We start from the raw sequence: 22475 nt of genomic DNA on the forward strand, positions 1-22475 counted from the left end.
CGATCAGCCATGGCGGTCAAACCGCAGAAAGAATCAGCAATATGATTGGAAATGAGCAACTCGTACTGTAACAATGAGCGGACAACATCCACAAGACGGAGACACCCTCATGCGACCCCTCATCCATTCCGCGATCGGCCTGGCCGTCGCGCTGCTGCTGTGCGCCGACGCCTCGGCCCAGATCGGCAAACGCTTTCCTTCCGAGCGCAAGCTCGTCAAGGATCCGGTCACCGGCACCGAACTGACTTTCCTGACCAGCAAACCGCATGGCGATTCGAAGATCTACCCGACCCACCCGCAATGGACCGCCGACGGCAAGTGGCTGGTGTTCCGCTCGCGGCTGGCCGGCAGCGAGGCGCTGGCGGTGAACGAAGAGACGGGCGACCTGGTGCAGGTGACCGAAGGCGGCTACACCGGCATGCTGAACCTGGCGCAGAAGTCGATGAAGCTGTACTACATGCGCAAAGGCGACGCTGGCCTGCAGATCGTCGAAACCGACCTGGCGCGCGTGCTGGCCGACAGCGCCGCCAGGCGCATGCAGCCCGCGGCGACCTACCAGCGCGTGGTCTCGAACCTGCCGGCCGAACTGGAAGCCGGCGGCGACCTGGCGCTCGACGCCGACGAGGAATGGGTCTATTTCAAGGTCGGCCCCGGCCAGGCGGCCAGGCACCTGGCGCCGGGCACGAAGATCGAGCCGGCCTTCGGCCCGCGCAAGATGGGCGCCGGCCCGCAAGGCATCGCGCGCCTCAACGTGCGCACCGGCGAAATAAAACACGTGGTGTCGGTGCCGTTCCAGGTCGGCCACATCCAGGCCAATCTGTGGAATCCGGGCGAGATCGTGTTCTGCTGGGAGACCGGCGGCAAGTCGCCGCAGCGCACCTGGACCGTGCGCGCCGACGGCAGCGGCCTGCGTCCGCTGTATCCGGAAGCGCCGTACGAATGGGTCACGCACGAGGCGGTGATCACGAAGGACGAGGTGGCGATGGCCATCATGGGCCACCGCGCGATTCCCGGCGCGGCGGCCTCGGTGGCCGGCCCGGCCACCGACGTCGGCGGCGCCAATCCGGGCCAGGACGACGGCTGGGGCGCCACCGGCACCCGCGAAAAGCCGACCGGCCTGGCGATCGTCAACCTGCGCACGCGCCAGATGCAGATCGTCGGCCAGACCGAATCGGGCAGCGGCCTGTGGCACGTGCACGGCTCGAGCGATGGCCGCTTCGCGGTGGGCGATGACTTCAGCCGCAGCGTCTACCTGATCGACCGCCGCAACCGCGAGATGATGCTGCTCACCACCGGCCACAAGACCACCGCGGCCGACCATCCACACCCGACCTTCAATGCCGACGGCACCCGCATCCAGATCCAGTCAGCGATGCTGTCCGAGGACGGCCGCTCGATGAATATCGTGGTGGTGCCGGTGCCGAAGGCCTGGCTCGAGCGCAGCTTCCCGGCGCGCTGACGCAAACGGAAAAACGGCCTGGCAATGCCAGGCCGCGGGACCAATCGGGTTCAAGCCAGGTGGAATACCTGGGTCAGCGGCCACTCCTTCGGCCGGTTGCCCGGCTCGACCTCCATCAGGTCGGCCATGTAATCCCACCATTTGCGCATCACCGGATGGTCGGGCAGCGGCCCCAGCTCATGCCCCGGGTGCAGCTTCATCACCGCGAACAGGTCGAGCGTCGCCTCGTCGAGGAAGATCGCATAATCGTGGATGCCGGCGCCAGACAGCAGCGCGGCCAGCTCGGGCCAGATGGCGTCGTGCCGGCGCCGGTATTCCGCCTCGTTGCCGGCCTTGAGCTTCATGCGGAACGCCCGCGTGGCGTGAACGGTCATGGTCAGACGATCCCGCTGCTGCTGGCCCCGGCCTTGACCGGACGCAGGCCCGCCACGCGGTCGCGGTAACCGCTGGCGCGGTAGCAGGCCACCGGATCGGCGGCGCCGCCGGCACGCACCCGCGCCATCGCCAGGATCGGGCTGACGTCGGTGCGGAAGGCGCGCTTCAGGGTCTGCGCGGCCTCCAGCACGTCGTTCTGCTCCTGCAGAGCCGCCAGCGCGGCGCGGTCGACCAGGGCCGACTGCACGAAGGCGCGCTGCACCTCGGCCGCGCTGCTCATCAGGCTCTCGATCGGGTCGGTCACATTGTGCGACTGGTCGAGCATATAGGCCGGCTTGAAGGCGTCGCCCTCGCGCCGCGCCGCATCGGCCAGCTCGTTAAACACCAGGAACAGCTGGAACGGGTTGATCGAGCCGGAATCCAGGTCGTCGTCGCCATACTTGCTGTCGTTGAAGTGGAAGCCGCCAAGTTTACCGAACTGCGCCAGGCGCGCCACGATCATCTCGATATTCGTGTTCGGCGCATGGTGGCCCAGGTCGACCAGGCACTTGGCCTTCGGTCCCAGCTCGGTGGCGCAGGCGAAGCTGGTGCCCCAGTCGGCGATGGTGGTGGCGTAGAACGCCGGTTCGAACAGCTTGTGCTCGATGAACACGTTCCAGTCGGCGGGAAGCGCGGCGTAGATCTCGCGCATGCTGTCCAGGTAGCGCTCGAGCGCGCCGCGCAGATTATGCTGGCCGGGGAAGTTGGCGCCATCGCCGACCCACACGGTCAGCGCCTGCGAACCGATCGCGCGGCCGATCTCGATGCATTCGATATTGTGGGCCACCGCCTGGGCGCGCACGGCGGCGCTGGTCGACGTGAGGCTGCCGAACTTATAGCTCTGCGCCTGGCCCTGCTGGTCCTGGAAGGTGTTCGAATTGACCGCGTCGAAGGCCAGGCCCAGCGCCTGCGCCGTTTCGCGCAGCTCGGATGCGTCGGTCGGTTTGTCCCACGGGAAGTGCGGCGACACGCTCGGGGTGGCGCGGGTCAGCTGGTGGATCACGGCGCAGTCTTCCAGCTTCTCGAACACATTGCGCGGCTCGCCGCGGCCCGGGAAGCGCGCGAAGCGCGTGCCGCCGGTGCCGGCGCCCCAGCTGGGCACCGCCACGGCGAAGCTCTGCGCCAGCGCGGTCAACCGGTCGATGTCCAGGCCGCGGCGCGCCAGCATGCCGCCCAATCCCTCGTAGTCGGCCTGCAGCTGCGCGTCCAGTTTGGCGTTCTGGTCCGCGACCAGGCCGGCGTCGATAACGCTTGTCATACTCGTCTCCTTGATGCAGGCGGCATAAGCCGCCGATGACCGGTGACGCGCGCCCTGGAGGGTTTGCGTCCCGGCTTGTTGTGATGTCCCGCTATCTTAGCGTATCGACCGCAGTCGGCAGCGTAGTCAGCGGGTGAAGGCGGCCGCGTTGCCGGCATCCACGTTCAGGATGTTGCCGGTGCTCTTGCCCGACTTGTCGCTGGCGAAGAAGTACACGGCTTCGGCGATGTCCTCCGGCAGCACCGAGAGTTTCAGCATGCTGCGCTTGCGGTAGAACTCCTCGACGTCGTCGGCCTCGATCTTGTTGGAGGCGGCGCGTTCTTCCTTCCACTTGCCGTCCCAGATGCGCGAGCCGCGGATCACGGCATCCGGATTGACGACGTTGACGCGGATGCCGTGTTCGGCCCCTTCCAGCGCCACGCAGCGCGCCAGGTGCAGTTCGGCCGCCTTGGCGGTGCAGTAGGCGGAGGCCCCGGCCGATGCGACCAGGCCGTTCTTGCTGCCCACGAAGACCATGCTGCCGCCCAGGCCCTGCTGCTTCATGATGCGGAAAGCCGCGCGGGTGGCCAGGAAGTAGCCGGTGACGAGGATGTCCTGGTTGCGCTTCCAAATGTCGAGCGTGGTCTCGTCCAGTGGCGCCGCCGAGGCGATGCCGGCGTTCGAGATCAGGAGGTCGAGGCCGCCGAAGCGCAACGCCGCCGCTTCCAGGATGCCGGCCACTTCTTCCTCGCTCGTGATGTTGGCGCGCACGGTGCCGATGCTGTCCTTGCCTGCCACCTTGGCCAGGTCCTTGCCGGCCTGTTCGAGGGCCTCGGGATCGATATCGGTCAGCATCACGCAGGCGCCCTCCTGCAGCAGCTGGCGCGCGACCGCCTGGCCGATGCCGCCGGCGCCGCCGGTCACCAGCGCGATGCGGCCGGCCAGGCTTTTCGGTTTGGGCATGCGCTGCAGCTTGGCCTCCTCGAGCAGCCAGTACTCGATGTCGAAGGCTTCCTGTTCCGGCAGGCCGACATAGGTGTCGACGCCATTCGCGCCGCGCATCACGTTGATGGCGTTGACGTAGAACTCGCCGGCGATGCGCGCGGTGGCCTTGTCCTTGGCGAAGGACAGCATGCCCACGCCCGGGATCAGGTAGATGATCGGGTTGGCGTCGCGGATCTTCGGGCTGGTGGCGCGCTTGCAGCGCTCATAGTAGGAGGTGTAGTCGGCGCGGTAGTCGACCAGGGCCTGGTCGAGACTCGCGGCCAGGCGCTCGAAATCGGGCGCGCCCGGGTCGAAGTCCAGCACCAGCGGGCGGATCTTGGTGCGCAAAAAGTGATCCGGGCACGAGGTGCCCAGCGCCGCCAGCGGCGCCAGGTGGGCGCTGCTCACGAATTCGAGCACGGCGTCGCTGTCGTCGAAGTGGCCCAGCTTGTACTCGTCCTTGCTGATCTTGCCGCGCAGGAGCGGCATCAGGCGCGCCGCCAGCGCCGCGCGCTCGGGCGCCGGCAGGATCGGGCTGGCCGGGCCGCCGAATACCGGCTGCTGGACGTTCTGCGCCAGCCAATCCTCGGCACGCTTGATGATCGCCAGCGTGGTCTCGTAGCACGACTGCGAAGTGTCGCCCCAGGTGAACAGGCCGTGGCCTTCGAGGATGATGCCCTTCAGTTGCGGATTGGCCTGCGACACGGCCTCCAGCTTCAGGCCCAGGTCGTAGCCGGGACGCTGCCACGGCAGCCAACCCAGCTCGCCCTCGAAGATCTTCGCGGTGAGCTCCTTGCTGTTCTTGCAGGCGGCGATCGCGATGCAGGCGTCCGGGTGCATGTGGTCGACGTGGCGGCGCGCGATATACGCGTGCAGCGGCGTGTCGATGCTGGCCGCGCGCGGGTTCAGGTTGAAGGTGCAGTGCGGCAGGTAGCCGACCATCTCGTCTTCGTGTTCGAGGCCGCGGTAGCGTGCCTTGAGCGCATGCAGCTTGCTCATGTAGAGGGTCGAGAAGCCATCGAGCTTGATGCTGCCCAGGTCACCGCCCGAACCCTTCACCCACAATACCTCGACCTGCTCGCCCGACAGCGGGTCGACCATGTCGATCTTGGCCGAGGTATTGCCGCCGCCAAAATTGGTGATCCGCAGGTCGGAACCCAGCAGGTTGGACCGGTACAGCAGCAGTTCCGGCTCACTCAAGGTGGCGGCAACGGCTTCATCCCAGCGCGAGGTGATCGGTTCGCGCTGCTTCGTTTCGCTCAAGGCGCCCATCTGTATCTCCTAGTTGATTGTTTTGTCATCGAATCGATGCGTCTCATCCATGTCCTGCGTCCGCATGCTGCCCGGGCAGCGCTACGGCATCGGCAGACAGTAGAAAGCAGCGGCCCACGGGGTGTCAACGCGGAAACAATCAACTTGCTGACCAAGTAAGAATCAATCACCGACTTGAGCGATTTGCGCATTTGTGCGCTGCAGCGCCGGGAAATAATCAGTCAATTGATCATTTGGTGATTGACGATATTGCATCTAGAAACTACTCTTTTCGAACACCCCGCGATTCCTGCCCACAAGAGGCCTGGAACGACGGGTCCCATGCCGCACACAACCAGACGGCTTACGGAGGAGACACAATATGGTGAATCACAAACGCCGCAAGCGTTTGCTGAAACTGCTTGCCGAGCACCAGACGGCGACGGTCCAGCAGCTTGTCGAATGGCTCAATGCGTCCCCGGCGACGGTCCGGCGCGACATCAGCTGGCTGGCGGGACGCAACCTGCTCACTCGCACCCGGGGCGGCGCCGAGAACCTGCTGCCCAAGACGCGCCAGTTCCCGCTGACCAGCGAAACGTTCCAGAACAATATCCAGTGCTTCGCCTCGCGCAAGCGTGCCATCGCCCGCCATGCAGCCGGCATGTGCAACGACGGCGAGACGATCATCATCAACGGTGGCACCACCACCTTCATGATGGCCGAGTTCCTCACCGAGAAGCAGCTCAAGATCCTGACCAACTCTTTCCTGATGGCCGAGCGCCTGCTGGTCTCGAGCGAGAACGAGATCATCGTGCCGGGCGGGCGCGTGTACCGCGAGCAGAACGTCATCCTTTCGCCGTTCGACAACGACATCACCCAGCACCACTATGCCACCAAGATGTTCATGAGCGTCTACGGCCTGTCTCTGCTGGGATTGATGGAAGCCGACCCGCTGCTGATCCAGGCCGAGAAGCGCCTGATCAGCCAGGCCGAGGAACTGGTGGTGCTGGCCGACAGCTCGAAGTTCGCGCGCAAGGCCGGCCTGATCCTGTGCGGCCTGGATCGCGTGTCCACCGTGATCACCGACACCGACGCTTCCGACAAGGCGGTGCAGCTGCTCGAACAGTATGGCGTGAAGGTCGTCACCGTCGAACCCGACGGCGAGATGCCGGCGCTGCGCACCACGCGCTACAGCCCCCAATATGACTTCCAGTCCGCAGCCCTGATGGAGATTTCGCATTGAAGATCAAACAGCTCCTGCTCGCCGCGGCGGCCGTCGGGGTGTTCGCCGGCCTGGCCGGCTGCGCCGACAAGAAGGCCGCGGACGCGCCTGAACAGACCCGCATCGCGATGGTCGTCAAAAGCCTGGGCAACGGCTTCTTCGACGCCGCCCACCAGGGCGCGAAGGATGCCGCCGCCGAAATCGGCGGGGTCGAGATCATCTATACCGGCCCGACCACGCCCAGCGCGGAAGGCCAGATCGAGATCATCAATTCCCTGATCAGCCAGAAGGTCGATGCGATCGTGGTCTCGGCCAACGACCCGAACGCCCTGGTGCCGATCGCCAAGAAGGCGATGCAGCGCGGGATCAAGGTGATCTCGTTCGACAGCGCGCTGGCCCCCGACGGGCGCCAGATGCAGCTCAATCCCTCCAACGCGGAACTGATCGGCCAGAAGCAGATCGAGATGGCGGCGGCGGAACTGGACGGCAAGGGCGAGCTGGCGATCCTGTCGGCGTCGGCCCAGGCGACCAACCAGAACATCTGGATCGGCGTCATGAAGAAGACGCTCGAGCAGCCCCAATACGCTGGCCTGAAGCTGGTGGCGACCGTATATGGCGACGACCAGTCGGACAAGAGCTACCGCGAAGCCATCGGCCTGTTGCGCAGCCACCCGAACCTGAAGGCGATCATCGCCCCGACCACGGTCGGCATCGTCGCCGCCAGCAAGGCGGTGGCCGACGAGGGCCTGGTGGGCAAGGTGTTCGTCACCGGCCTGGGCCTGCCGTCCGAGATGGCCGGCCACGTCAAGAGCGGCGCGGTGCGTGAATTCGCGATCTGGAACCCGATCGACCTGGGCTACGCCGCCACCTATGCGGCCCACCAGTTCGTGGCCGGCAAGGCGACTTCCAGCGCTGGCGCGACCGTCGCGGTCGGCCGCCTGGGCGCCGTGACCCTGGACGCCAACGGCGAAACCGCCCTCGGCCCGCCGTTCACCTACAACGCCGGCAACGTCGACAAGTTCGCCAAGCTGTTCTGACCCGGCCCGTCCGCCGCGCGCGATCGATGCGATTTGCATGATCGGCGCGCGGCGCCTTTCATCCGTTTGCAGCACCCATATGCCAGTGACCCAACTGACAAGCCCTCCCCTGCGCCCGCACGACGGCGCGCCCGCCACGCCGGTACTGCAGCTGACCGGCATCACCAAGCGCTTCAACGGCGTCTGCGCCCTGAATGGCGTGCGCCTGTCCATCCGTCCGGGCGAAGTCATGGCCCTGATCGGCGAGAACGGGGCCGGAAAGTCGACCCTGGTCAAGACCCTGACCGGCATCCACCGTCCCGACGAAGGCGCGATCCTGCTCGACGGGAAGCCGGTGTCCTTCGGCAGCCCGCAGCAAGCGATGGCCGCCGGCATCACTGCCGTGCACCAGGAAACCGTGATGTTCGACGAATTGTCGGTGGCCGAGAACATCTATGTGGGGCGCCACCCGACCCGCGGCCCGGCGCGGCGCATCGACTGGGCCGGCATCGAAGCCGATGCCGAGGAGCTGTTCGCGCGCCTGGAGGTGTCGCTGCCGGTGCGCGCCCGCGTGCGCGACCTGTCGGTGGCCCAGCGCCACTTCGTCGAGATCGCGCGCGCCCTGTCGCAGGATGCGCGCGTGGTGATCATGGACGAGCCGACCGCCGCGCTGTCGCAGCGCGAGATCCGCGAGCTGTATCGCATCATCGACGGCTTGCGGGCGCGCGGCACCGCCGTCATCTTCATCTCGCACAAGTTCGACGAGATCTATGAAGTGGCCGACTGCTACACGGTGCTGCGCGACGGCCAGTTCGTCGCCGAAGGCCGGCTGGCCGACGTCAGGGAGCCGGAGCTGGTGGCGCTGATGGTCGGGCGCGCCGTGCACCAGGCCTATCCCAAGGCCGAGGTAGCAATCGGCGCGCCGCTGCTGGAGGTCGAGGGATTGTGCCATCCGACCGAATTCCAGGATGTCGGCTTCACCCTGCGCAAGGGAGAGATCCTCGGCTTTTATGGACTGGTGGGCGCCGGCCGATCGGAGGTGATGCAGGCGCTGTTCGGCTTGACCACGCGGGTGACCGGCAGCGTGCGGCTGGAGGGCCAGCCGGCGGTATTTTCCAACCCGGGCGAAGCGATCGCGCGCGGCCTGGCGTATGTGCCCGAGGACCGCCAGCACCATGGTGCGCACCTGACCATGCCGATCATGCACAACATCACGCTGCCGATCCTGTCCAAACTAGGTTTCTTCCCCCGCGCCCGGGCCGAGGCCGCGCTGGCGCGCCGCTTCGCCGAACAGCTGGAACTGAAGGCCGCCCACCTGAGCCAGAACGTCGACGAGCTTTCGGGCGGCAACCAGCAGAAGGTGGTGCTCGGCAAGTGGCTGGCCACCGATCCCAAGGTCATCATCCTCGACGAACCCACCAAGGGCATCGACATCGGCTCCAAGGCCGCCGTGCACCGCTTCGTGAGCGGCCTGGTCGAACGCGGCCTGTCGGTGATCCTGGTCTCGTCCGAACTGCCCGAGGTGCTGGGCCTGGCCGACCGCGTGGTCGTGATGCGCCAGGGCCGCGTGGTGCGCGAATTCGCGCGCGGCGAGGCCACGCCCGAGACCGTGGTCGCGGCCGCATCCGGGGTCGACCTGGGACTGGAGGCGGCGCCATGATCAAGCGTGTCCCCATGACCGAGGTATTCAGGCAGCGCGAAGCCCTGCTGGCCGTGATGGTGGTGGCGCTGGTGCTGCTGGTCGGCCTGCGCGCCCCGGTCTTTCTCACCACCGCCTCGCTGGCCAACCTGCTCACCGACAGCACCCTGCTCGTGATGCTGACCCTGACCCAGATGCTGGTGATCGTCACCCGCGGCATCGACCTGTCGGTGGCCTCGAACCTGGCCTTGTCGGGCATGGTCGCGGCCATGCTGGCGTCGGGTAATCCGGAACTGCCTCTGGCGCTGGTGATGCTGGCCGCGGCCGGCACGGGCCTGGCCCTTGGCCTCGTCAACGGCGGCTTGATCGGCTACCTGGCCTTGCCGCCGATCGTGGTCACGCTGGGCGCCATGAGCGTGTACCGCGGCCTGGTGTTCGTGATCTCGGGCGGCGCCTGGGTGTCGGCGCACCAGATGCCGGCCAATTTCATCGGCTTCCCGCTGCAGCGCCTGTTCGGCCTGCCGCACCTGGTATGGATCGCCCTCGGCGCGGTGCTGGCGATGGCCTTCCTGGCCCGTCACACCCGCTTCGGGCGCGACCTGTACGCGATCGGCAATGCGCCGCAATGCGCCGCCTACATCGGCATTCCGACCCCGCGCCGCCTGCTCTGGACCTATGGCCTGTCGGGCATGGTGGCGGGCCTGTGCGGCTACCTGTGGGTGGCGCGCTATGCGGTCGCGTATACCGAGATCGCCTATGGTTTCGAATTCACCGTGATCGCCGCCTGCGTGATCGGCGGCGCCAGCATCGCCGGCGGCGTCGGCTCGGTGCTCGGCACCGTGCTCGGCGCCCTGTTCCTGTCGGTGATCGGCAATGCCTTGCCGGTGCTGCAGGTCTCGCCGTTCTGGCAAAGCGCGCTGACCGGCGCCGTGATCCTGGTGGCCGTGCTGCTCAATGCCGGCGGCAACCGCAAGCGCAGCCGCCAGATCCTGCCGCTGCACCGCACCGACGTTCCGGCCGCAAGGAGCCCAGCATGAATGCGACCAGCATCGCCCAGGTCGAACCCCCACTCGATATCAAGACCGTGAACGACTCCAGACACACATCGCGTTATACGATCCTCGACCGCAAGAAGCCAGGCCTGCGCCACGTGCTGGCGCGCTGGGAGACCCTGCTCGCCCTGCTGCTGCTGGCGGTGTTCGTCGCCGGCGGCGTCACGCTCGAGCACTTCCTCGATCCCTACAACCTGCTCGACGGCACGGTCAATTTCAGCGAGAAGGCCCTGATCGCGCTGCCGATGGCGCTGTTGATCATCTGCCGCGAGATCGATATCTCGGTGGCCGGCACGCTGGCGCTGTCGTCGGTGGCCATGGGCCTGGCGCATACGGCCGGCCTGCCGGCCGAGACCCTGCTGTTCGTGGCGGTCGGCACCGGCCTGGCCTGCGGCTGGCTCAATGGCTTCCTGGTCACGCGCTTCATGCTGCCCTCGATCGTCGTCACCATCGGCACCATCGCCCTGTACCGGGGCCTGGCCAGCGTGGCGCTGGGCGACCAGGCTTTCACCAACTACCCGCAGCTGATGGCCGACTGGGGCCAGGGCACCTTCTTCGGCGTGGTGCCGCGCGCCTTCGTGATCCTGCTCGGTTTCGCGCTGCTGTTCGCGGTGGTGCTGCATGCCACCACGGCGGGCCGCCGCATCTACGCCATCGGCAATAATCCGGACGCCGCGCGCTTCTCGGGCATCGCGGTCGACCGCTACCGCCTGGGCCTGTTCATGCTCACCGGTGCGATGGCGGGCCTGGCGGCCTTCCTGCTGACCGGCCGCATCGGCAGCACGCGGCCGAACATCGCCACCGGCTGGGAGCTCGAGATCATCACCATGGTGATCCTGGGCGGCGTGAGCATCGCCGGCGGCGCCGGCACCATCGGCGGCGTGCTGCTGGCGGTGCTGACGATGGGCGCGGTGACCTATGGCCTGGCGCTGGCCAACGTGCCCGGCATCTACATGACGATCGTGGTCGGCGTGCTGCTGCTGGCGACCATCGCGTTGTCGCGCCTGTTGCGCGGCAAGCCGACCCGCCATTGATGGAGCGCGCCCCCATGCAAGCGACCCCGGACGACGCGCTGATCGTACTCGACATCGGAAAGACAAACGTCAAGCTGGCCCTGGTCGATGCGGCCGGACGGCTGCTGGCCGAACGGCGCCGGCCCAATGCGATCCTGCACGACGGCCCCTATCCGCACCACGATACCGACGGCATCTGGGACTGGATGCTGGCGACCTGCCGCGCCTTCGCCGGCCAGGCGCGGGTGACCGCGATCGTGCCCGTCACCCACGGCGCCACCGCCGCCCTGGTCGACGACGACGGCCTGGTGCTGCCGGTGCTCGACTACGAGGCGGCGCTGCCGGGGCTCGACTACGCCGCGCTGCGGCCGGCCTATGCGCAGACCTGTTCGCCGCTGCTGCCGGCAGGCCTGAACCTGGGCCGCCAGCTGGCCTGGCTGCGGCAGCATCACCCCGAACCCTTCACGCGGGCGCGCCACATCCTGATGTATCCGCAGTACTGGGCCTGGCGCCTGTGCGGCGTCGCCGCCGGCGAAGCGACGTCGCTCGGCTGCCATACCGATATGTGGGACCCGGTGCGCCAGGACTATTCGTCACTGGTGACGCGCATGGGCTGGGAAGCCCAGCTGCCGCCATTGGCGCCCGCCTGGGCGGCGCTCGGCGTGCTGCGTCCCGAGGTCGCGCAAGCCACCGGGCTGGCGCCAGGCTGCGAGGTCCTGTGCGGCATCCACGACAGCAATGCCTCGCTGCTGCGCCACCTGGGCCGCGACGGCGCGGATGTCCCCAGCGCGCCGCGCACGGTGCTGTCGACCGGCACCTGGCTGATCGCGGCCGCCTTCGGCGTCGGTCTCGCCGGCCTGCGCGAAGACGCCGACATGCTGGCCAATACCAACGCCCTCGGCCAGCCAGTGGCCTGCATGCGTTTCATGGGCGGACGCGAATTTGGCGCGCTGGCGGGCGACCAGCCAGGCACCTGTTCATTCGAGCAGCTCGAACGGCTGATCGCGCGCGGCACGATGGCGCTGCCGTGCTTCGCCGATGGCGGCGGCCCATTCGCAGGCCGGCAAGGCCATATCGAGGGACCGCCCCCCGCCGACGTCGGCGAACGCTTCGCGCTCGCCACGCTGTACTGTGTCCTGATGACCGACTACTGCCTCGACGCGCTCGGCGCGCGCGGCCCGATCACCGTCGAAGGCAGCTTCACGGCGAATCCCTGGTTCGGCCCCTTGCTGGCCAGCTTGCGTCCCCACCAGGCGCTGGCCTACTCCGACGACGCCAGCGGCACCACCTGCGGCGGCTGGCTTCTGCGCTACCGCGACGCCACCCCGACCGGCCAGCACCACCCCAAGCCGCCGCGCGCGGTCGCCGGCCTGTCCGCCTACCGCGCCGCGTGGCGCGCCGCACTCTCCACAGCCACCCCACAACTATCCCACGCTCACTAACCCAACAATGAGGGTCAGAGTATAATGCCGCTAAGTTAAGGTTTTCTCGATAGCCGTTTTTCTGGATACCGTTGAGCTACTGCCTTAACGACGCGGTCAAATTTTCGTCCGGGTCGTTGCGCTTTCAGTTCGAGTACCAACCGTCCACGTAAGCGCTTAAGCATCTCCGGTATCCTCCCTTGTGCTGTTGCTGGGCCCGTCATCATCAACTCGTTCTGGATGGTCATCAGGGCAGTAGTAAAACTGATGCTCGTCGGTTCGCATTTCGCTTCCAGCGCGGCCTTGGCGATCTCAACGCGAATCAGGTTATAAGCGATCATCGCCCCCCAGATTTCCTGCTCGGTACCGCTGACCGTCATGCTGCGCAGGGTCAACTCCGAGCCCATCATTGACTGCTTCAGTTCCCTATAACTTGTTTCGATACGCCAGCGTCGGAGATAACAAGCAATCAAGTCAACCGCCTTGAACTTCTTGCTATCCATCAGCGACGTAAGCAGGTACCGCTGTTTTCCCGATCCGTCATCCGGTGTTCTTACGGCGCGCACGCGCCAAGTCTCTGGCAGAGCGGGATCTTTTTTGCGTGCAGCAGGCGAGACAATCATTTCCACGATGCCATCGTCGTCCGTGCCTAGGATTAGAGTCCATTTGGTGTTGCTCTTGGCGGGAACAAGGAAGTGTCGATTCGTTCCATGGTTGACGAGATTGCATAGTAGTTGCGCTGACAGAAAGCCTCGGTCAAACACAGTGAGCGAGTCGTCAGGAATGCTCTCGAGCAGAGAGTGGGCATGCGTCGTTTCGCTGATGTCGTAGCGTCCAAAACGGGCATCACGGATCAGTTGGGTTTCCATCATCATCAGGGTCACGCCGCGTGCTTGTGGATAGCTGGCAACCTTGTTGTTGGGGTAGATTTGAGAACCAAAGTGCTCGCGATTGTCTGGGCTATCTGCCAGGCGCAATGTCGTGCCATCCATGGCAAGCAGATGCAAGCCCTTGAACAGATAATGCGCTTCATCGTGCGCAATCCACTGCCGCGACGACTTGTGAAACAACCATTCAAGCGGCTCGGAGCCCAAGCGTTGTCGAGCTTGCGTTGTCGCGCTGGAGGTGATGCAACGGTCTGCCAACTCGGGCAATGCCAGGTCGAGCGAGTCGACAATGTCCTTGACGGAACGGTGTCGATAGATCGCCAGAGCAATGACTAGCCAGACGACCTGCTGCGCGGGTAACCGCCGAGAGCGGATAGTCGCTTTATCGTTCGCTACTAACGCAGCTTCCACCCATTCGTAGGGCAGATGTTCGCCAAGGCGGCTCCACTCAAGAGGATTAGGTAGGTCAATGACGAGGGGGATGGCATCAGAAAGCATGGCCGAAAGTTAACATTTCTGAGCCACGTTTACAACGAAAAAATGCCGCAAAGATCGTTAACTTAGCGGCATTAGACTCTGACCCTCATTATTGGTGGAATAAGGATCGCTATTTTTGGGGTTGCCCATCCTGGGCGGTCATGATCTCGAGGGGGACGCCGCCGCGGGTCGTGCGCAAAGTGACCAGCCTTATGGGTTCCAGCGCGTTCTCGGGGCGGCCGTCGGTCGTGACCGCCAGCGCGATCGTGTTCTCGCCGTTCGGGTTCAGGATGCCCGGCGGGATGACGAAGGTGCGCTGCGGGCCGATGTGGGCGATGAACTGGCCCATGTTCCAGCCGTTGACGAAAATCAGCGCGCGGTTGTCGCGTTCGGAGCGTGGCTTGTCGGTGTCGCCGAAGGCCAGGGCGAGCTGGACGTCGTGGTCGCGCGGCAGGTCGAGCTTGAATTGCGTGCGCAGCCAATAGGTGCCGGCGGCAGGCGGGGCGTCGGTCGGGCGAGCGGACTGCCAGCCCTGGGACGACGCGGTCGGCAGGTGCCAGCCGGCGCGCTCGCCATACAGCCCGCCGTTGTTCATCGGGCCGCGCACGCGGTCGACCAAGTCCTCGCCGCCCTGGCGGCCCTGGATGCGCCAGGCGATCGGCGTGCCGAAGCGCTGGCCGCCACGGCTCGTCAGCGAGGCCGAGATCAGGCCGCGCGCCTCGCGATGGAAATCGTCCGCCATCAGATTCCAGTTATGGCCGTTGTTGCGCACCATGACCGCGATCATGTGCTCGCCCGGCGTGAGCGTGCCCAGGTCGAGCTTCACGCTGTCGGTCGTCTTCGGGAACGAGCGCCCGGTGTCCAGCTCGTGCTGGCCGACGAAGCGGCCGTCGATCCATACCTGGATCATGCCGGCGCCGCCGGCCCCGTAGAACAGCTCGAGCCGGCTGGCCTTCGGGTCTGAGGTGGTGAAGCGACCGCGATACCACACGTCGCCGTGGTGGAAGCCGTAGTCGCTCATCGCCAGGGTCGGCTGCCCGCGTTCCGGCATGGTCCAGGTCTGGGCCGCCGATGGACGCCGGTCGGCCCGCACCCAGGCGCTGTCGTCGAAGCGAGGCGCCGCCTCCAGGCTGTCCATGCGCCGGGTCCAGGCCAGGCGCGCCAGGTCCGGCACGCGCACCTCCTCCGGGCCCTTCAGGCCGGCCGCGCGCACGCTGCCGTCCAGCTGGGGCGTGAGCGCCAGCGGTTGTCCGTTGAAGCTGGCCGTCTCGAACGCCGGCCCCCAGATCTCGATGGCGCCATCCTGGTCGACATCGCCCGTCATGGCAAGCAGGCCGTCGGCGAGCCGCGCCGATCGCACCAGCGCCGGCGTCAGTTGCAAGGCGCGTCCGGCCCCGGTGTCCTGGGTCCAGAACCGCATGCTGGTCTGTTCGTCCGCCAGCAGGAGCAGCATCGGGGCGCGCCCACCACCCGAGATGCGCACCCGCGCCAGGCCTTCGTGCACGTAGTTCAGCATCAGGTCGCCCCTGGCCGCGTCCCAGCGCGACTGCACCCGGCCCGCCAGCACCTCGACCTGCGGCGCGCCGGCATAGCGCAGCACGGTCTCGCCCTCGAGGCCGTCGCGTCCGTGCAGCAGCACGATGTCGCGTTCACCGTCGCGCAGGTGCGTCTGCAGCTCGGAGGTCGAATACACCAGGCGCTGGCGTTCCATGTCGTAGGAGGCCAGCAGCATGCGCGCGTCCTGCCCGCGCAGAATCGAGGCGATCGTGTACTCGCCGTCGCGCGTGGCGAGCCTGACGCTGAAGCGCTCCTCGCCCTTGCCATCGAGGGGGTTGTGGGCCGCGAACACCACGTGGGCGCCCAGGCGCTTGTTGACGTTGTGGTAAACCCTGACCTTGCCGTCCGCCGGCGCCAGCGGCGGCCCCTTGTCCATCTCGGCCAGCACCGCTTCGGCGGCCTGGACGAACATGCCCTGCTGCTTGAGCGCATAGGCCTTGGGACGCAGGCCGCGGTCTTCCGCAATCGCCGCGCCGTAGTCGTACGAGGTGTAGACCACCGGACCGGCCAGCCAGCCCCACGAAGTGCCGCCGAAGGTCATGTAGACGTTGTGGATCGTGATCCGGTTGATCAGGTTCGTCCCATAGAACACCCGCTGGTAGCCCTTGCCCTGGCGCTCGGCGGTGCAGGCATAGGTGCCGTTCGAGCCCCAGTAGTCGAACCAGCCGCCGCCCAGTTCCGCCGCGAAGCCCGGCGTGCCGGGGGAAGACAGCGCACCGGCGCGCGGGCCAGGCGCGCCATGGATGCCCCAGTCGGGCGCCTTGTTGGCGCCGGCGGGGTTGGCGTGCACGTCGCAGCTGCCGCCCGGGTAGCCGTCGAAGGCATAGATGTCGGTCGGGCCGGGATTGGCCCACGCCGCGCTCGAGTCCTTCGGCGTCCAGTCGGGCAGGCGGCCGGCGGCGTTGTGGAAGAACGGCACCGTGATGCCGTCACGGCGCGCCTTGCGCGCCAGGTGCTCCATCTGGCGCACGTGCTTGGGCTCCACCTTGCCCAGTTCGTTCTCGAGCTGGTAGGCGATCACGTTGCCGCCGCCATCGGTGACCTGGTGGCGCGCGATGATCGCGTTCACCTGGGTCATCCACTCGTCCACCGCCGCCAGGTACACCGGGTCGTCGGTGCGCGCCTCACCGCGGTTGCGGAACATCCAGCCCGGATAGCCGCCGCCGGTCAATTCCGAGTTGATGTACGGGCCGGTGCGGGCGATGACGTACAGGCCCTCCTCTTTTGCGATCTGCAGCGCGCGCTCGACGTTGCGGATGCCCGAGAAATCGTAGACCCCGGGCGCCGGCGAATGGTAGCCCCAGTCGAAATAGAAGGCCACGCCATTGAAGCCGAGCGCCTTCATCTTCTGCATCACGTCGCGCCACAGGGCTGGGTTGGGCAGGCGGAACGGGTGGATCTCGCCCGACCACACCACCACCCGCTTGCCATCGATCTTGAGGGAATACTGATCCCAGCTCACCTTCCGTGGCGCTCCCTTGGGCGCCGACACGCCGACCAGCTCCCCGGCATCGCCCGCCAACGCGCCAAACCCCGACGCCATCGCCGCGGTGCCGGTCAGGCGCCGCCGTTCGCCCCAGGTGCGGCCGCCATCGAGGCTGTCGGCGTGCCATGCGCGCCGACCGGCGTCGACGCCGTACAGGCGCAGGGCCGGGCCATGACGCACCAGGGCCGCCGCCGTCACGCCGGCGCCGAGCTTGTCCAGGGTGGCCTCGACCTTCCATGGGCCGGCCAGGGAGGCGGCGCGCGCCAGCGCCAGCCGGCCGCCCTGGTGGCGCGCCACCGCCACATAGCCTTCGCCATCGAGCAGAACGGCCGCGTCAAGGTGGCCGGCCAGCCCTTCCAGCCGCCGTGGCGCCGACCAGTTGGCCAGTTGCGCGTCCGGCGCGACCATGTGGACGCCCCCGGCGTTCGCGAACACGAGCTTGAGAGTGCCGTCGCGCTCGCGCACCCAGCCGGGCTTGCCGGACTGGCCGGCGCCGCCCAGCGGGATGTCGCGCAAGAACTCCCACTGCCGCAGATCGGGCGAGCGGGCCAGTCCGATGCCGCCTGCGCCGTTCGCATACGCCAGGTAGTAGCGACCGTCGGCGTGACGCGCCAGCGCCGGATCGCGCAGGTCGCCGGCGGGCGGAGTCCAGGTCTCGGAAGCCAGCGAGGTAAAATCGGCGCCGTCGTTCGAGACCAGGATGCTCAGCGCATTGGCCGCGCCGGCCGTCAGCGCCGGCATCAGGACGACTCGGCCATCGCTGTCGCCTGCCTTGGCGGCGTCACGCGCCGCCTGCATCCCCGAACCCTGGGGAATGCCGAGCTCCTGGGCCGAGGGCAAGCCTGCCGCGCACAGGGCGGCGCAGGCCGCCGCCATCGAGTGATACCACTTCATATCGCACTCCTTTGCTGCATATCCACGCTGTTCATTGCTTCGCTGCCTCCCTGTCTGCGACCGGCTCGCCGAAGTCGGGCATGCCGTCGTCGCGCCAGATGATCGCCTTCGCGCGCGTGTGGCGGTTCGGGTCGCGCAGCGGCTCGCCCACGATGTCGCGATAGTCGCGCGCATGGTAGACCAGGATGTCGGTCTTGCCGTCCCGGCTGGTGGTAAAACTGTTGTGGCCAGGTCCATACTGGCCGGTCTTCTCGCTGCTGCGCAGGACCGGCTGCGGCGACTTGGTCCACGCGGCCGGGTCGAGCAGGTCGGCGTCCTCTTGCGCCCACAGCAGGCCGAGCGCGTAGTTGGCGTCGGTGGCGCTGGCCGAATAGGTCATCAGGACGCGGCCATGCTTGACCAGCACCGCCGGCGCTTCGTTGACCCAGTGGCCGATCCTTTCCCAGGCGTGCTCGGGACGCGTCAGCAGCACGGCCGGCTGGCGGATCGCCAGCGGACCGTCCATCCGCGCCAGGTAGATGTTGGTGCCCTTGCTGCCGTCCGGCGCGACCTGGGTCCATGAGAGGTAGCGCTGGCCGCGGTGCGCAAAGGTGGTGGCGTCGAGCGCGAAGCTCTCCCAGCCGGTCTTGAGCTGGCCGCGCTCGATCCATTCGCCCTCGAACGGATTCTCCGCGCTGTTCTCCAGCACGTAGAGCCGGATCTCCCACACCTTGTCGGCGCGGCCGGCGCTGAAGTACAGATACCACTTGCCGTCGATGCGGTGCAGCTCGGGCGCCCAGATGTGGGCGCCCATCTCGCCGCTGGCGTGCTTGCGCCAGACGACCCGGGCCTCGGCCTTCCCGAGTTCGGCGAGGCTGCGCGCGCGGCGCAGCTCGATGCGGTCGTACTCGGGCACCGTGGCCGTGAAATAGTACCAGCCGTCCGGATGCAGGGTGACGTGGGGATCGGCGCGCTGGCGCACCAGGGGGTTGGCGAAGCCGGCATCATCGTCGGATGCGGCCGGGGCCTGGCAGCCGGCCAGCGCCAGCAGCATGCACAGGATTGGCAATGCATGGGATTTCATGGTGTCCTCTCAAGCGAAAAAGCCAGCCACCCCATCAAGGTCGGCTGGCTGCAGACATCGGGAACGAGATCAGATCTTGACGCCCAGGGTCAGGAAGTAGCGGCGTCCAGACCAGGCCAGTTCGTTGATCCGGAACGGGTCGCCCGCATCGCTGCGCTGCACTTCGTCGGTCAGGTTCTTGCCCTCCAGCGCGATCGACACGCGGTCATTGAAGCGCCACTGGATCTTCGCGTCCAGGAAGCCGGTCTTTTCCTGGAATACCGGGTTGCCCGAGACGTCGTTGGCGCCGGTGAAGAAGCGGTCGCGGTAGGTATAGGCCAGGCGCGCATTGACCGGGCCCTGGTCATACCACAGCGAGAGGTTGTAGGCGGTCTTCGACATGCCGGGATATGGCAGCACGGTGTCGTCGAGCAGGTTCAGGCGCTCCTTGCCCGGCGCGTACTTGTAATCCATGCGGGTGTAGTTGGCGTCGATGCCGAAGCCGCTCAGCCAGCCCGGCAGGAAGGTCAGCGCGGTGCGGCCGGCCAGCTCGATGCCCTTGGTGGTGGCGCCCTCGCCGTTGACGGCTTGGGTGACGTTGAAGCGCTGGCCGTTCTTGAACAGGTCGACGTCACGGGTGAGCACGCGCTCGATCACGTAGCTCGAGATGTCCTTCTCGAACACGGCCAGCGACAGCTGGCTGTCCGGCGTCGGGTAGTACTCGAGGCTGAAGTCGGTGTTGGTCGAGCGGTAGGGCTTCAGGTCCGGATTGCCGGCGGTGCAGGTGTCGACGCCTTCGCCGCCGAACTGTGGGTTGCCGCTGCCCAGGACGCAGGTGGCGTTCGGCGCCAGCAGGTCCATGCGCGGGCGCGCCATCGCCTTGGCCCAGCCGACACGGGCAAGGAACTTGTTGTCGATGAACCAGAAGGCGCCATTGAAGCTCGGCAGCCAGTCGTGGTAGGTGTTGTCGACCGTGACGACCCCGTTGCTCATGACGACGTCGGTGTAGGTCGTGGAGCCGGGGGAGGTTTCGGTACGCACCGAATAGCGCTGCAGGCCCGAGGACTTGTTGTCGGTGCGGGTATATCGCATGCCGATATTGCCGTCGACCTCGTAGCCGAACAACTGCGTGGCCCAGTCCAGGCGCAGATAGGTGGCGGCGATCGTTTCTTCCACGCCGAACGCCGGGATCTGCGGATAGACGTTGCCGTCGCTGCCGGGCGAGTCATACAGGTAGTCGTGGTTGAAGGCCGACGTGTCGAAGAACGGCAATGCATTCGCGAACACCGGCGACATCCAGCCGGACGGCATGCCCTTGACGTCCCCCAGGCCGCCGAAGAAGGTGCCGGGCGAACGGCCGCTGACGGCGCTGATCAGCTGCGCCATTTGCGCGGCGTTGATGTAGCGGGTCGAATAGCCCGAATTGATGAAGGACTGGGCGTCGTTCGGACGCTGCGCGCCGCCGGTATAGAACGGATCGTAGATCGCGGTCTGGTTGATGTTGGCGCCGCGCACATTGATGTCGTCGGCGGTCGACGCCGGGTTGGCGCCAGTGCTGGCGAGGTAGCCGCCGCCGTTGTACTGGGTCGATTCGGCCTTGCGCGCCTGGGCGCCGAACCACAGCTTGGTGAAGAACGGCGTCGTCAATCGATAGCGCAGGTCGACCTTGGCCTGGTCTTCCTGGTTCTTGGTCTCGCTCGGGCGGTACTGGAGCTGCGCCTGGACGTAGGAGGCCGGATCATCCGGGCTGTAACCGGACGGGAAGGTAAAGCGCGGCAGGCCCTGGTCGTCCAGGGTCACTTTCAGCCCCGGCGCATTCTGGGTCAGCGCGATGTTGTTGCTGTCGCTGTCGTAGTGCGAGCGCGAGGTGCCGAACAGGCCCTCGACCTCGAGGCGGTCGCGCTTGTAGAGGAAGCCCGAGGTGGCATAGCGCGAATCGATGTCGAGCTGGAAGTCGCGCGCCGAGGTGCCGAAGGCGCCCTGCCCGCCCCGGCCAGCCGCGTACAGGCAGTTGCCGACGGTGTAGGAGGTGACGTGGTGGTTCGTGATCACCATATCGTCCGGCGTCGTGGCCGCCGGCACGCACGTGCCGACCGTGGTCGGCACGCCGGTGGCCGGGTTGTAGACCGGCGCCTGGCCGGCGTTCGCCAGGCGATTCGCATCCGGGAAGTCGGTGCCGAAGTTACGATCGTTCAGGCGCTGACGCTGGGTATTGGCCTGGTAGCTCACCCAGGCGTTGAAGTTCTTGCTGAACTCGTACTGCGCAGTGACCTCGCCCGACGAACGCTTGTGGTCGCGGGTCCAGATGCCGTAGCGCGCAATGCCCGGCGAGTAGTCGAACCACTGGCGCCGGCAGGCATCCGCCTGGGCGGAGCTCAAGCCCGAGGTGGCGCAGCTGGCCGCATCGCCGATCGCGGCCAGGCGCGGATCGGTGCTGACCACGGTCTTCTCGGGCGACTTGTCCCAGTCCTGGATGAAGCGCCACGAGGTGTTGCGCGCGTAGTCATTGCGGGTGTGAACCTCGTCGTAGACGAAGTTGGCCATCAGGCCCAGCTTGCCGCCCAGGTACTTGTCGGCCATGTACAGGTTGCCGCGCGGCTGGATGCCGCCGCGCGAAGTCGCGTGTTCGGCCGAGATGCTGGTGCCGATGGTCGGCTCCTTGAAGTCGAGCGGCTTGCGCGTCTTGATCGACACCGAGCCGCCGACGCCGCCTTCGGTCATGTCCGCGGTGATGCCCTTGTAAACGTCGATCGACCCGATCAGCTCCGATGCCAGCTCGCGCAGCTCGGCGCCGCGGCCCGCGGTGCCGCTCGTGTTCAGCACCGACATGCCGTTGATCTCGATGCGGTTCAGGTCCGGCTCGACGCCGCGGATCGAGATCTGCGAGCCTTCGCCGAAATCGCGCGACAGCTGCACGCCGGTCACGCGCGACAAGGCTTCGCCCACGTTCTTGTCGGGGAACTGGCCGATGTCTTCGGCCACGATCGAATCGGACACGGTGCTGGCGCGCAGCTTGCGATCGATGGCCGATGCCACCGAGCGGCGCGTGCCGGCGATGTAGACCACGGCCGGCGCGGTCTCGCCGTCGCTGATGGTGGCTGGCGGGGTGCTGGCCGATGGCGCGGTCGAAGCCGGGGCTGGATTCGCCGGCGTCTGCGCCGCTTCCTGCGCCAGCGCGCCATGCGCGGCCAGGAGGGCGATCACTGCGGCTACCGCCCGCGCGCAGCGGGTCGGGTGAAGCACGTGCGTGCGTGTCGTTGCTTGGTTCATCTGTCGTCGTCTCCAAGGGCTCTGTTATAGGTGTACTGCTTGGCCTTGAAAACATTCTATGTGCGTACAGTCGCCTGATTCCATATGGCATTGAAAGAATCATGCACCTGATCGAAAGGGGCGCATTCGACCTGGAATCGCTCAAGCGATTGAG

General features: G+C 66.8%; 14 protein-coding genes. 7 read left to right on the forward strand and 7 right to left on the reverse strand.

Annotated elements, in window-relative coordinates; translation table 11 throughout:
* Positions 1-109 precede the first annotated feature (109 nt).
* Complete coding sequence (locus tag KY496_RS06585; RefSeq protein ID WP_005670407.1) at positions 110-1459, forward strand: hypothetical protein; 1350 nt, start codon at positions 110-112, stop codon at positions 1457-1459.
* A gap of 50 nt (positions 1460-1509) precedes the next feature.
* Here KY496_RS06585 and KY496_RS06590 read toward each other — a convergent pair whose 3' ends face one another.
* From KY496_RS06590 to KY496_RS06600, 3 genes are all read right to left on the reverse strand, one after another.
* Positions 1510-1833: an L-rhamnose mutarotase gene (locus KY496_RS06590; protein WP_005670405.1), complete on the reverse strand. Its 324-nt coding sequence runs from the start codon at positions 1831-1833 to the stop codon at positions 1510-1512.
* 2 nt (positions 1834-1835) lie between these two features.
* A complete protein-coding gene (gene rhaI / locus KY496_RS06595) occupies positions 1836-3131 on the reverse strand; it encodes an L-rhamnose catabolism isomerase (protein ID WP_219864282.1) in 1296 nt (431 codons plus the stop codon).
* A gap of 126 nt (positions 3132-3257) precedes the next feature.
* Positions 3258-5366 carry a bifunctional rhamnulose-1-phosphate aldolase/short-chain dehydrogenase gene (locus KY496_RS06600; protein WP_184235772.1) on the reverse strand — a complete coding sequence of 703 codons (2109 nt, stop codon included), beginning with the start codon at positions 5364-5366 and terminating at the stop codon, positions 3258-3260.
* Positions 5367-5727: 361 nt separating this feature from the next.
* Between KY496_RS06600 and KY496_RS06605 the strand changes: the two genes are divergently transcribed.
* The 6 genes from KY496_RS06605 (at position 5728) to KY496_RS06630 (ending at position 12729) form a co-directional block, all read left to right on the forward strand.
* The gene (locus KY496_RS06605; protein ID WP_005670401.1) at positions 5728-6588 is read left to right on the forward strand and encodes a DeoR/GlpR family DNA-binding transcription regulator; all 861 of its coding nucleotides are present in this window, start codon (positions 5728-5730) and stop codon (positions 6586-6588) included.
* Positions 6585-7604 carry a rhamnose ABC transporter substrate-binding protein gene (gene rhaS, locus KY496_RS06610; RefSeq protein WP_219864283.1) on the forward strand — a complete coding sequence of 340 codons (1020 nt, stop codon included), beginning with the start codon at positions 6585-6587 and terminating at the stop codon, positions 7602-7604. The genes KY496_RS06605 and rhaS overlap by 4 nt, the downstream gene beginning before the upstream one ends.
* 79 nt (positions 7605-7683) lie before the next feature.
* Positions 7684-9243, forward strand: coding sequence for a sugar ABC transporter ATP-binding protein (locus KY496_RS06615; RefSeq protein WP_219864284.1), 1560 nt, complete (start codon positions 7684-7686; stop codon positions 9241-9243).
* On the forward strand, positions 9240-10259 hold the full coding sequence (locus KY496_RS06620; RefSeq protein WP_219864285.1) for an ABC transporter permease: 1020 nt from the start codon (positions 9240-9242) through the stop codon (positions 10257-10259). Before KY496_RS06615 ends, KY496_RS06620 begins: the two co-directional genes overlap by 4 nt.
* Complete coding sequence (locus KY496_RS06625) at positions 10256-11308, forward strand: ABC transporter permease (protein ID WP_184235763.1); 1053 nt, start codon at positions 10256-10258, stop codon at positions 11306-11308. The genes KY496_RS06620 and KY496_RS06625 overlap by 4 nt, the downstream gene beginning before the upstream one ends.
* Positions 11309-11322: 14 nt before the next feature.
* On the forward strand, positions 11323-12729 hold the full coding sequence (locus KY496_RS06630) for an FGGY-family carbohydrate kinase (protein WP_219864286.1): 1407 nt from the start codon (positions 11323-11325) through the stop codon (positions 12727-12729).
* Between the two features lie 35 nt (positions 12730-12764).
* Here the strand turns inward: KY496_RS06630 and KY496_RS06635 are convergent, their stop codons facing one another.
* From KY496_RS06635 to KY496_RS06650, 4 genes are all read right to left on the reverse strand, one after another.
* Entirely contained in the window at positions 12765-14093 is a 1329-nt protein-coding gene (locus KY496_RS06635) for an IS4 family transposase (RefSeq protein ID WP_005667704.1), read from the reverse strand.
* 109 nt (positions 14094-14202) lie between these two features.
* A complete protein-coding gene (locus tag KY496_RS06640; RefSeq protein WP_219864287.1) occupies positions 14203-18009 on the reverse strand; it encodes a beta-galactosidase in 3807 nt (1268 codons plus the stop codon).
* 31 nt (positions 18010-18040) lie between these two features.
* On the reverse strand, positions 18041-19072 hold the full coding sequence (locus tag KY496_RS06645; protein WP_184235754.1) for a family 43 glycosylhydrolase: 1032 nt from the start codon (positions 19070-19072) through the stop codon (positions 18041-18043).
* Between the two features lie 69 nt (positions 19073-19141).
* Positions 19142-22321, reverse strand: a complete 3180-nt coding sequence (locus tag KY496_RS06650) for a TonB-dependent receptor (protein WP_219864288.1) — start codon at positions 22319-22321, stop codon at positions 19142-19144.
* Positions 22322-22475 lie beyond the last annotated feature (154 nt).

Origin of the sequence: Massilia sp. NP310 (assembly GCF_019443485.1) — a bacterium.
Taxonomy (GTDB): domain Bacteria; phylum Pseudomonadota; class Gammaproteobacteria; order Burkholderiales; family Burkholderiaceae_D; genus Telluria; species Telluria timonae.